The sequence below is a fragment of the Streptomyces sp. SAS_281 genome, assembly GCF_052542855.1.
Genome location: NZ_JBMNDO010000186.1, coordinates 1 through 10,779 on the forward strand (window position 1 = coordinate 1; position 10,779 = coordinate 10,779).

Genomic DNA, 10,779 nt, shown 5'->3' on the forward strand with positions numbered 1-10,779 from the left:
CCCCCCCCCCCCCCCCCACGCGCTACTCCACGAACAGCCCCCGCGCCGCCGCCCCCGCGTCGAACTCCTCCAGGCGGGCCTGGGCGTCGGGCAGGGCGTCGCACATGGCCTCCAGGAGGACCCGGCCCAGCAGCATCGGGGCGCAGGCGGTGTCGAAGGCGAGGCCGGTGCCGACGGCGGCCGGGATGAGCAGGTCGCTGTGGCGGGCCACCGGCGCGAACGCGGAGTCGGCCGCCGACACCACGGTGAGCCCCCGGCCGCGCGCGTACGCGAGGGCGTCCACGACCTCGCGCGGGTGGCGGGGCAGGGCGAAGCAGATCAGCGCCGTCGCCCCGGCCCGCCGGGCGGCGTCGATCCGGTCGTGCAGCATGCTGCCGCCCTCGTCGAGCACCCGCACGTCCGGGTGCACCTTCGCCGCGAAGTACCCGAACCCGCGCGCCTGCGAGGACGCCGCCCGCAGCCCGAGCACCGGCAGCGGACGGGACGCGGCGAGCAGCCGGCCCGCCCGCTCGACGGGCCCCGGGTCGGCGAGGAGCTCGGCCAGGTGGCGCAGGTTCTCGATCTCCCCGAGCACCGCCTGCTGGTACTCGTTGTACGTCTCGCCGCCCTCGCCCGCCTCCGCCCCGGCCGGGGCGACCTCGCGCAGGTGCTTGCGCAGCGCGGGGTAGCCGTCGAATCCGAGCGCGACGGCGAACCGGGTGACGGAGGGCTGGCTGACCCCGGCCAGCTCGGCCAGTTCGACGCTGGAGAGGAACGGGGCGTCTCCGGCCCTGCGCACCATCGAGTGCGCGATGCGCCGCTGCGTGGGCGTGAGCCGGCGCCCCTCGAACAGCTCCTGCAACCGCGCGGCCGGGCTGCTCCCGCTCATCCTGTCCCCTCGGTAGATCCGCCGCGCCGCGGCCCGGCGCCGACGAATCCATTCAGCCAGCAAGGTGTCTGCATGTCCATATGCAGCCGGGCCGGTCAGCCGGCGGGCGTGCCGTGCAGCACCTCCTCGACCGACACCCAGGACTCCCACCGCCGGACGGTGACCCGGAGCGTCCGGCCGTCGTCCACCGTGCCGGACCACACCGCGGTGCCCTCCTCCCTCTCCCCCGCGGTCTGCGACGCGGAGTGCAGCCCGCACCGCTCCATCGCCCCGCGCAGGGCCGTCACCTGGGACCGGGCGGTCGCGGTGTCGTCGTACTCGGTGATCCGGTGCTGGGCCAGGGCGTGGCCGCTGCCCGTGTAGAGCAGGGAGTACCCCTTCCGGTCCGGCTCGTCCGCCGGGACGAAGGAGGCGGGGCAGGCACCGTCGAGCCCCACCTGGGGCAGGGCGTCGCTGATCGGTCCGGTGCCCTTCGGGAGGCTCGTGGTCTCCTTCCAGTGCCAGGTCGCGTACCCCGGGAGCTCGTCGGCCTGGCGCATCATGACCTCCCCGTCCGCCGTCCGGAAGGGGTTGGCCGTCGTGGTGGTGACCGTCTGCCGGGCCTCGGGGCCGTCCGCCGGGAGGAGCAGGCCCCACGCTCCGGCCGCCGCCAGGACGAGCGCGCCCGCGGCACCTCCCCGGACCGCACGGGCGCGGGTGCGCCGCCGCTGCCCCCGGGCACGGATGTCGTCGGCGCCGGGCAGCCGTATGGCGACGTCCTCGATCAGGTCCTCGACCTCAGCCATGCCGCACCCGCCCCTTCCGCTCCGCCGCACTCCGCTCCGCCGCATTCCGTGCTGTCACCTGGCGCCCCGTCCCGGCCGGGGTGTCGGCGAGCCTTTCGCCGAGGATCCTGCGGGCCCGGTGCAGCCGGGTCCGTACCGCGCCGTTCGACGCCCCCGTCTCCCGGGCCACCTCCTCCACGGGCAGGCCGAGCATGTGGTGCAGCACCACCGCCTGCCGCTGGTCCCTGTTCAGCTCCTCCAGCGCGCCCATCAGCGCCACCCGGTCCTCGGAGAGCCCGGGCACGTCGGCGGGCGCCCCGTGCCGGAAGTGCGCCCGCAGTCTGCCGCGCGTCCGGCGCCAGGTGCTGATCGACAGCCGCACCGCCACGGTCCGCACCCACGGGAGCGGGTCGCCGGTGGCGGACACCTTGTCCCACCGCTGCCAGGCCCGCACATACGCCTCCTGCACCGCGTCCTCCGCCTCCCCCAGATCGCCCGTCATCGCGTACACCGTGGCGACCAGGCGTTTGGCGGTCGCCGCGTAGAACGCGTCGAACACCTCCACATCCTCACTGCCTGCCGTCATGGCCCCCCGTCCGTCTTCTCGTCCTGCCCGAGTACTGCGCCTGTTGCTGCCTCTGTCACTGCCTCTCACCAGTTACACGCCCGGGCGCCCGCGGATGTTACGGACGACTTTCACGAATGCACGGACGGCCCCGGAACCGGGGGGCTAGCCCCACTGCCCCGGCCGCCTCCGCTCCGTACCGTGGGGACCATGGACGCACCCGACATCGAGCTCGACAGGGAGCTCAAGGCGACTTTGCAGGCCCGCAGTGAGCTGGGGGCCGACTACGACTCCGCGCTCGTGGAATCGTTCCTGGAGAAGGTGGAGCAGCGGCTCGACGCCACGCTCGACCGCAGGGTCCGGCGGCACCTCGCCGAGGAGCGGACCGCCGTCGCGCGGGGCGCGCGGACCCTTGACCGGCCGCCGGGGAACTTCGGCGAGCGCTACGGCTTCGGCGTGGTCTCCCTGGTCCTGGCCGTCCCGCTGTCCGCGATCGGCGCCGCGCAGGCGGGCATCGGCGGGCTCGTCGTGGCCTGGCTCGGGATCGTCGGCGTCAACGCGTTCCAGGCCGGCCACGGCAGGCGGCTGTTCCGGGGCCGCGAGGAGGGGCGGACGGCCTCCGACTGGGAGGCCTGAGCCTCAGGCCCCCGGGAGGCCCCGGCGGGAGGACCGAACCTCACACCGCCGGGAGGACCGACGGGAGGACCGAACCTCACACCGCCGGGAGAACCGACGGGAGGACCGGGCCTCACGCCTGACGGGTCGGCAGCACGACCAGCTGGCGCAGGTTGACGTGGCGGGCGCGGCTCGTGGTGTACGCGATGAGGTCGGCGATCTCGTCGGACGAGAGCCCGCCCAGCGCCTCGAACATGCCGTCCAGCTGCCCGCTCAGCTCCGCGTTGTCGACGTGCCCGGCCAGCTCCGATTCGGTGAGTCCCGGCTCGATGTTGGTGACGCGGACGTCGCGCGGCCCGAGTTCGGTGCGCAGCGAGGCCGACAGATGGGTGAGCGCGGCCTTGGTGGCGCCGTAGACCGCGTAGTCGGGGAACGTGATGTGCGCGCCGATCGAGGAGATGTTGACCAGGTCGGCGGTGCGGCCGTCGGCGGCGGCCGCGACCAGGTCCGCGGTGAAGGCCCGGATGACGCGCAGCGCACCGGTCACATTGGTGTCGAGCATCCGCTGCCACTCGTCCGCGCGCCCCGCCTCCACGGGGTTCGGCAGCATCACCCCGGCCGCGTTGACGACCAGGTCCACCCGGCCGAATGCGGCGTGCACCCGGTCCGCCGCCGCGTCCACGGACGCCTGGTCGGTGACGTCTGCGGCGACGGCGAGGGCCTGACCGCCGTCCGCGGTGATCTTCGCGGCCAGCTCCTCCAGCCGGCCCGCGCGGCGGGCCAGCAGTGCCACCCGTACACCCTGCGCGGCGAGCAGCCGGGCGGTCGCCGCGCCCATGCCACTGGCGGCTCCGGTGATGACGGCGGTGCGGTCGGCGAGGGTCTCGTACGGCATGGGGTGCTCCCTGGTCGGTGTCGCGGCCGGTGTTCCGGCTCGGGCTTCACCCTCCTCCGGGGAGCGCCGCCCACCCAGGGATGCGTTGTTCCTGGGTCTGCCAGTACCAGGCTGGACGGAAGCCGTTCTCCTACGATCGGGGCCATGGACGGCGAACTCGGAGACTTCCTGCGCTCACGGCGTGCCCGCATCAGCCCCGAGGACGTGGGGCTCAACTCGTACGGCCGCAGACGGGTTCCGGGGCTGCGGCGCGAGGAGGTGGCGCAGCTCGCCGGGGTGAGCGTCGACTACTACATCCGGCTGGAGCAGGGGCGCGGGCCCAGCGTCTCGGACGCGGTGCTCGACGCGATAGCCCGGGTGCTCCGCCTCGACGGAACGGAGCACGCGTACCTGCGGACGGTGGCGCGTCCCAAGGCCCGCAAGGCGGCGAACCCTTCGGTACGCCGGGTGCGCCCGGGGCTGCGGCTGCTGCTCGACATGTTCGACCGGGCGCCCGCCTTCGTGCTGGGCCGCCGGATGGACGTGCTGGCGTGGAACGCGCTGGGGGACGCCCTCTCCGGCTTCTCCGGGATGCCGCCCGCGGAGCGGAACATGCCGCGCCAGGCGTTCCTGGCTCCGGGGGCGCGCGAGCTGTATCCGGACTGGCCTGCGGTGGCGGCGGAGACGGTCGCGCATCTGCGGCTGGACGCGGGGCTGCACCCGGACGACAAGGAGCTCGCGGCGCTGGTGGGTGAGCTGTCGCTGAAGAGCGAGGACTTCCGCCGGCTGTGGGCGGACCACCAGGTGAAGGCGAAGACGTACGGGGTGAAGCGGATGGTCCACCCCGTGGTGGGCGCGCTGACACTGCCGTACGAGACGCTGGCGGTGCCCGGCGATCCGGATCTCTCGCTGGTCGTCTACACCCCGGAGCCGGGTTCGGAGACCGCCGAGCGCATCGCCCTGCTGGCGAGCTGGGCGGCGGACGGGAGCACACCCGAGCTGCACGCGTACAACAAGACGGAAGCGCGCCCGAGCCGCACGTATGGAACAGACGGAAGCGCGCCCGAGCCGCGCGCGTAGAACAGACGGAAGCGCGCCCGAGCCGCACGTATAGAACAGACGGAAGCGCGCCCGAGCCGCGCGCGTAGAACGGTAGTCGCGGGGACCGCCGCACCCCCGGTTTCCCAGGGGGCGGGACGACGGCGGTCCCCGCGAGGGACGCGGCCCGGGTCAGGACCGGGTGGCGCGTCCGGGCGACGGTGGAGGTCCGGGAGCCGCTCCGTAGTCCGTTGTCGCCGTTCCGGTGCCGGCGGGTCTCCCTGCCGACATCCACCAATGTGCCCGAGCCGTGTTAAGCGGGTGCTGCGGCCACGTGACGCGCACGTACCGTTTCCGCGAAGTGCGCGCCCAGCCGGCTACTTCGCGCCGGCCGGGGCGTCCTTCGCCAGGTACGCCAGCAGGTCCTGGCGGCTGACGACGCCCTTCGGCTTGCCCTCCACCAGCACGATCGCCGCGTCCGCCGCACCGGTGCCGCCGAGCACCGCCATCAGGTCCTCGACCGGTTCGCCGGAGCCCACCTGCGGCAGCGGCGGCGACATGTGCTTCTCCAGCGGGTCGCTGAGCGAGGCGCGCTGGGCGAACAGGGCGTTCAGCAGCTCGCGCTCCACGACCGAGCCGATGACCTCGGCGGCCATCACGTCCGGGTGGCCCGCGCCCGGCTTCACGATCGGCATCTGCGAGACGCCGTACTCGCGCAGCACGTCGATCGCCTCGCCGACCGTCTCCTCCGGGTGCATGTGGACGAGGGTGGGGATCGGCCCCGCCTTGTGGTTCAGGACGTCCGCGACCCGCGCCGAGGGGCCGGTGTCCTCCAGGAAGCCGTAGTCCGCCATCCACTCGTCGTTGAAGATCTTCGACAGGTAGCCGCGCCCGCTGTCCGGGAGCAGGACGACGACCACGTCCTCGGGCCCGAGCCGCTTCGCCACCTCCAGCGCGCCCACGACCGCCATGCCGCAGGAGCCGCCGACGAGCAGCCCCTCCTCCTTGGCGAGCCGGCGGGTCATCTGGAAGGAGTCCTTGTCCGACACGGCGACGATCTCGTCGGTGACCTCGCGGTCGTACGCGGAGGGCCAGAAGTCCTCGCCGACGCCCTCCACGAGGTAGGGCCGGCCGGACCCGCCCGAGTAGACCGAGCCCTCCGGGTCGGCGCCGACGACCTGGACCCTGCCGCCGCTGGCCTCCTTCAGATAGCGGCCGGTGCCGCTGATCGTGCCGCCGGTCCCGACGCCCGCCACGAAGTGGGTGATCTTCCCCTCCGTCTGCTCCCACAGCTCGGGACCGGTGGTCTCGTAGTGCGAGCGCGGGTTGTTCGGATTGGAGTACTGGTCGGGCTTCCAGGCGCCCGGCGTCTCACGGACCAGCCGGTCGGAGACGTTGTAGTACGAGTCGGGGTGCTCGGGGTCGACCGCTGTGGGGCAGACGACGACCTCGGCACCGTAGGCGCGCAGAACGTTGATCTTGTCCGTGGACACCTTGTCCGGGCAGACGAAGACGCACTTGTACCCCTTCTGCTGCGCGACGATCGCCAGACCGACGCCCGTGTTGCCGCTCGTCGGTTCGACGATCGTGCCGCCGGGCTTCAGCTCGCCGCTCTGTTCGGCGGCCTCGATCATGCGCAGGGCGATGCGGTCCTTGACCGACCCGCCGGGGTTGAAGTACTCGACCTTGGCCAGGACCGTCGCCTGGATGCCGGCCGTGACACTGCGCAGCCTCACCAGCGGGGTATTGCCTACGAGACTGATCATCGAATCGTGGTATCGCACCGTGTACTCCGGGGTCTCCGAGATGGTCCGGCAAGCGTATGCGTACGGGCACGGGATTGGGCGGCGCGATTGAACAACGTCCGGTAGCGGGCAGGTAGCTCTGTGTACGGCTCTACTGCGGTACGTGGGACGAGGAGGTGGACCGGACTGTGTCGACGGCGAGAGTGGCACGGCGGATCGCGGCGGGCGCGGCCTACGGCGGGGGCAGCATCGGGCTGCTGGGCGCCGCGGCGGTGGGCGTCCTGCTGGCGGAGGTCCAGCTGGCGAAGCGGCAGGTGGGCGGCGGCATCGCCCCGGTGCCGCCGAGCGCGGACGGGCGGTACGGAGTGGCGTTCACGGGCCCGGCGGAGCCCTTGCGGCTCGGGCTGCTCGGGGACTCCACGGCGGCCGGACAGGGCGTGCGGCGGGCCGGGCAGACCCCGGGGGCGCTGCTGGCGTCGGGGCTCGCGGCGGTGTCCGAACGGCCGGTGGACCTGCGCAACGTCGCGTTGCCGGGAGCCCGGTCGGACGATCTGGAGCGGCAGGTCTCGCTGCTGCTCGCGGACCCGGCGCGGACGCCGGACGTGTGCGTGATCATGATCGGGGCGAACGACGTGACGCACCGGATGCCCGCCACGCAGTCGGTGCGCTGTCTGACGACGGCGGTGCGCAGGCTGCGGACGGCCGGGGCGGAGGTCGTGGTCGGGACCTGTCCGGATCTGGGCACGATCGAGCCGGTGTACCAGCCGCTGCGCTGGCTGGCCCGGCGGGTGAGCCGGCAGCTGGCGGCGGCGCAGACGATCGGCGCGGTGGAGCAGGGCGGGCGCACGGTGTCGCTGGGCGACCTGCTGGGCCCGGAGTTCGAGGAGAATCCGCGGGAGCTGTTCGGCCCGGACAACTACCACCCGTCGGCCGAGGGGTACGCGACCGCGTCCATGGCGGTGCTGCCGACCCTGTGCGCGGCGCTCGGCCTGTGGCCGGAGTCGGACCGGCTGGACGGCGCCCGGCGCGAGGACATGCTGCCGGTGGCCAAGGCGGCCTCCCAGGCGGCCAAGGAGGCCGGTACGGAGGTCACGGGGGCCCGGGCGCCCTGGGCCCTGCTCAAGCACCGCAGGCGGCGGCGCCTGCCCGCGGCCACGGAGCCGCACCCGCACCCGCACTCGGAGCCCGGGGGCTCGACGCGCCTCGACCACCGGCCGGACACGGACGCGGACGGCTCGCCGAGGCTCGCGTGGGTCCGCCGGCCGAGCGGGCGGCCCGGGAAGGGGACGGTTGACTGAGCGGGCGCCCCGGACGGGGACGGTCGACTGAGCGGGCGCCCCGGCCGGGGGCCATTGACTGAGCGCTCGCTTAGAAAAGAGGCCCGCATCACATGCCGGGTCGGGTGACCCGGGCGCTACGTCCGGGTAATTTCCAGAGCAGTCGTGCCGTACCGCCGGGTCTGCCGATCCCTCAGGCAGCCTGTCCGCCCTCAGCCCTCATGGAGCCGCGTGATGCCCGAAGCCGTGATCGTCTCTGCCGCCCGTTCGCCCATCGGCCGGGCCTTCAAGGGTTCGCTCAAGGACCTGCGCGCGGACGACCTGACCGCGACGATCATCCAGACCGCGCTGGCCAAGGTCCCCGAGCTGGACCCGAAGGACATCGACGACCTGATGCTGGGCTGCGGTCTGCCCGGCGGCGAACAGGGCAACAACCTGGGCCGCATCATCGCCGTGCAGATGGGGATGGACCACCTTCCCGGCTGCACGGTCACCCGCTACTGCTCGTCCTCCCTGCAGACCAGCCGCATGGCCCTGCACGCCATCAAGGCCGGCGAGGGCGACGTCTTCATCTCGGCCGGTGTCGAGATGGTGTCCCGCTTCGCCAAGGGCAACTCGGACAGCCTGCCGGACACGCACAACCCGCTCTTCGCGGAGGCCGAGGCGCGTACCGCCGCCCGCGCCGAGGAGGCCGGTGCGAGCTGGCACGACCCGCGCGAGGACGGCCTGGTCCCGGACGCCTACATCTCGATGGGCCAGACCGCGGAGAACCTGGCCCGGCTCAAGGGCGTGACGCGTCAGGACATGGACGAGTTCGGCGTGCGGTCGCAGAACCTCGCCGAGGAGGCCCTGAAGAACGGGTTCTGGGAGCGCGAGATCACCCCGGTGACCACGCCGGACGGCACCGTCGTCGCCAAGGACGACGGCCCGCGCGCGGGCGTCACGCTGGAGGGCGTCCAGGGCCTGAAGCCGGTCTTCCGCCCGGACGGCCTGGTCACGGCGGGCAACTGCTGCCCGCTCAACGACGGCGCCGCGGCGCTCGTGATCATGTCCGACACCAAGGCGCGCGAGCTGGGCCTGACCCCGCTCGCCCGGATCGTCTCCACCGGCGTCTCCGGCCTCTCCCCCGAGATCATGGGCTACGGCCCCGTCGAGGCCAGCAAGCAGGCGCTGAAGCGGGCCGGTCTGACCGTCGGCGACATCGACCTCGCCGAGATCAACGAGGCGTTCGCCGCCCAGGTCATCCCGTCCTACCGCGACCTCGGCCTGCCGCTGGAGAAGGTCAACGTCAACGGTGGCGCCATCGCCGTCGGCCACCCCTTCGGCATGACCGGCGCGCGGATCACCGGCACGCTGATCAACAGCCTCCAGTTCCACGACAAGCAGTTCGGTCTGGAGACCATGTGCGTCGGCGGCGGCCAGGGCATGGCCATGGTCATCGAGCGTCTGAGCTGATCAGGGCGGGTTTCGGGCCCTCGCGGGCCACCGAGCCCCGACCGTGACCGAATCTCCCCCAGGATGTGATCTATGTCCTGGGGGAGAGTCGTTTGCGCAGGTCACACCTACAGCAGTGGATTACACCGGGCCCAAAGTCCTGTCCATTTCGTGACGTAATGCACTGACACATGGTGCCGCCAGGGCACAAGCTGATGTAGGAAGTCGGGGGATCGATTGAAACCGGGAGTATGTCAGTGAGCGCCATGCCTATTGCCCTGTTGCTGACCACCGCCGCCGCCACGGCCGTGGGAGCCGCCGCTCTGCACGCCGCTCACGGGCTGCGCAGGCAGGTCTCGGCGCTCCGGAAGGAGCTGGCCGACGGGTACGCCCGTACAGCCGCTGTACCCCCACAGACCCGCAACGACACCACCTCGGCCGAAGAAATACGCGCGGCCGTCAGCGAGGCGCTGGCCGAGGAGCGCGAGCGGGAGCTCGCCGAGGCCCGCGCGTTCTGGGCCTCGCAGGAGGCGCGCGACGCAGCCGACGCCCCGTCCCTGCTGGGCGGGCTGGCCGGTCTCGGCGAGGACGCCCCGTTCTTCATGCCCCGCCAGAGCGATTTCGCCGGCCTGGACGCGATGGACCTCGAAGCGGCCGACGCCCTCGACGAGCTGACCGGGCTGGCGGAGCTGCCTGAGACGGAGTTCGCGGAGGACTCCCCCGAGCTGGCCGCGGCCCGCCGCCGCCACCCCTCGCACCCCGACTTCGTCCCCGTACAGACTCCCGTCGTCACCGACCACGAGCGCACGGTGAACCGCCTGGAGGAGCTGGCGGACAGCCGTACGGAGCTGTCCGACGTGCGCCCGGGACCGCTCGGCACGCTCGACGTGTACGTGTTCGCCGACGGTACGACGCTCTGTATGACCCCCGGCCACCGCGAGACGGCCGAGCGCCTGGCCGAGTCGCTGCGTGCGGGCGAGCACCCGGTGCTGCTGGGCGGCTCCGGCGTCTCGGGGGCGTACGCGCTGACGTTCTCGTGCGGCAAGGAGAACGTGTACATACTCGCCGACCGCGTCATAGCGAGCTTCTGAGCACGCGCCGACGCCGGTCCCCGGCCCCCGGGAGGCAGGCCCTCCCCCCTGTGCCGCGCGCCTTACTCGAAAGCCCGCGCGGCCGCTTCCCCGACATATCGCACGGCCTCGTCCAGCTCATCGGACGGGGCCGTTTCCAGTGCCACGGCCAGGTCGCGGCCGGCTACGGCGAGCTGGTCGCCGACGGCGAACACCCCGGCGTCCGGCATCACCCGGGGCTCCCGGCCGGGCTCCTCGGCGCGCTGGGCACGCGCCGACAGCTCACGCGCGACGGCGAGGCCCCGGGCCGCCGCTCCCCGCTGCAGCCTGCTCTGCGGGGCGGCGCGCAGCCGGTCGGCGAATCGGTCCACGGCGATGATCAGGGGGGTCGTATCGAGCACCCCGCGACCCTATCGCCGTCCATACGGAAGCGGGGGGGGGGGGGGGGGGGGGGGGGGGGGGGGGGGGGGGGGGGGGGGGGGGGGGGGGGGGGGGGGGGGGGGGGGGGGGGGGGGGGGGGGGGGGGGGG

Annotated in this window: 11 protein-coding genes; 5 read left to right on the forward strand and 6 right to left on the reverse strand. The window is 73.2% G+C overall.

Going from position 1 to position 10,779, the window contains the following annotated elements; translation table 11 throughout:
• Nucleotides 1–22: 22 nt before the first annotated feature.
• From ACN6LM_RS36475 to ACN6LM_RS36485, 3 genes are all read right to left on the reverse strand, one after another.
• Nucleotides 23–868, reverse strand: a complete 846-nt coding sequence (locus ACN6LM_RS36475; protein WP_445069718.1) for a MurR/RpiR family transcriptional regulator — start codon at nucleotides 866–868, stop codon at nucleotides 23–25.
• Between the two features lie 95 nt (nucleotides 869–963).
• Complete coding sequence (locus ACN6LM_RS36480; protein ID WP_445069719.1) at nucleotides 964–1,653, reverse strand: hypothetical protein; 690 nt, start codon at nucleotides 1,651–1,653, stop codon at nucleotides 964–966.
• A complete protein-coding gene (locus ACN6LM_RS36485; RefSeq protein ID WP_445069720.1) occupies nucleotides 1,646–2,218 on the reverse strand; it encodes a SigE family RNA polymerase sigma factor in 573 nt (190 codons plus the stop codon). Before ACN6LM_RS36485 ends, ACN6LM_RS36480 begins: the two co-directional genes overlap by 8 nt.
• A 189-nt stretch (nucleotides 2,219–2,407) precedes the next feature.
• Here ACN6LM_RS36485 and ACN6LM_RS36490 point away from each other — a divergent pair, with 189 nt between their 5' ends.
• Nucleotides 2,408–2,833 (forward strand): hypothetical protein, encoded by a 426-nt coding sequence (locus ACN6LM_RS36490; RefSeq protein WP_445069721.1) that lies wholly within the window; start codon nucleotides 2,408–2,410, stop codon nucleotides 2,831–2,833.
• A gap of 112 nt (nucleotides 2,834–2,945) precedes the next feature.
• Here ACN6LM_RS36490 and ACN6LM_RS36495 read toward each other — a convergent pair whose 3' ends face one another.
• Nucleotides 2,946–3,707: an SDR family oxidoreductase gene (locus ACN6LM_RS36495; protein ID WP_445069722.1), complete on the reverse strand. Its 762-nt coding sequence runs from the start codon at nucleotides 3,705–3,707 to the stop codon at nucleotides 2,946–2,948.
• A 144-nt stretch (nucleotides 3,708–3,851) separates the two neighbouring features.
• Here ACN6LM_RS36495 and ACN6LM_RS36500 point away from each other — a divergent pair, with 144 nt between their 5' ends.
• Entirely contained in the window at nucleotides 3,852–4,766 is a 915-nt protein-coding gene (locus tag ACN6LM_RS36500; RefSeq protein ID WP_445069723.1) for a helix-turn-helix transcriptional regulator, read from the forward strand.
• A 335-nt stretch (nucleotides 4,767–5,101) separates the two neighbouring features.
• On the opposite strand, the gene ACN6LM_RS36505 is transcribed toward ACN6LM_RS36500, so the two are convergent.
• A complete protein-coding gene (locus ACN6LM_RS36505; protein WP_445069724.1) occupies nucleotides 5,102–6,508 on the reverse strand; it encodes a cystathionine beta-synthase in 1,407 nt (468 codons plus the stop codon).
• 164 nt (nucleotides 6,509–6,672) lie between these two features.
• Between ACN6LM_RS36505 and ACN6LM_RS36510 the strand changes: the two genes are divergently transcribed.
• From ACN6LM_RS36510 to ACN6LM_RS36520, 3 genes are all read left to right on the forward strand, one after another.
• Complete coding sequence (locus ACN6LM_RS36510; RefSeq protein WP_445069727.1) at nucleotides 6,673–7,767, forward strand: SGNH/GDSL hydrolase family protein; 1,095 nt, start codon at nucleotides 6,673–6,675, stop codon at nucleotides 7,765–7,767.
• A gap of 213 nt (nucleotides 7,768–7,980) precedes the next feature.
• The gene (locus ACN6LM_RS36515; protein WP_445069725.1) at nucleotides 7,981–9,201 is read left to right on the forward strand and encodes an acetyl-CoA C-acetyltransferase; all 1,221 of its coding nucleotides are present in this window, start codon (nucleotides 7,981–7,983) and stop codon (nucleotides 9,199–9,201) included.
• 260 nt (nucleotides 9,202–9,461) lie between these two features.
• On the forward strand, nucleotides 9,462–10,271 hold the full coding sequence (locus ACN6LM_RS36520) for a hypothetical protein (RefSeq protein WP_445069728.1): 810 nt from the start codon (nucleotides 9,462–9,464) through the stop codon (nucleotides 10,269–10,271).
• Nucleotides 10,272–10,333: 62 nt separating this feature from the next.
• Here ACN6LM_RS36520 and ACN6LM_RS36525 read toward each other — a convergent pair whose 3' ends face one another.
• Complete coding sequence (locus ACN6LM_RS36525; protein WP_445069726.1) at nucleotides 10,334–10,651, reverse strand: hypothetical protein; 318 nt, start codon at nucleotides 10,649–10,651, stop codon at nucleotides 10,334–10,336.
• Nucleotides 10,652–10,779 lie beyond the last annotated feature (128 nt).

Excerpts from the sequence above, each read along its gene's own strand:
- ACN6LM_RS36485 (WP_445069720.1), bottom strand. The coding sequence starts at position 2,218 with ATGACGGCAGGCAGTGAGGATGTGGAGGTGTTCGACGCGTTCTACGCG.
- ACN6LM_RS36475 (WP_445069718.1), bottom strand. The coding sequence starts at position 868 with ATGAGCGGGAGCAGCCCGGCCGCGCGGTTGCAGGAGCTGTTCGAGGGG.
- ACN6LM_RS36490 (WP_445069721.1), top strand. The coding sequence starts at position 2,408 with ATGGACGCACCCGACATCGAGCTCGACAGGGAGCTCAAGGCGACTTTG.
- ACN6LM_RS36480 (WP_445069719.1), bottom strand. The coding sequence starts at position 1,653 with ATGGCTGAGGTCGAGGACCTGATCGAGGACGTCGCCATACGGCTGCCC.
- ACN6LM_RS36515 (WP_445069725.1), top strand. The coding sequence starts at position 7,981 with ATGCCCGAAGCCGTGATCGTCTCTGCCGCCCGTTCGCCCATCGGCCGG.
- ACN6LM_RS36500 (WP_445069723.1), top strand. The coding sequence starts at position 3,852 with ATGGACGGCGAACTCGGAGACTTCCTGCGCTCACGGCGTGCCCGCATC.
- ACN6LM_RS36495 (WP_445069722.1), bottom strand. The coding sequence starts at position 3,707 with ATGCCGTACGAGACCCTCGCCGACCGCACCGCCGTCATCACCGGAGCC.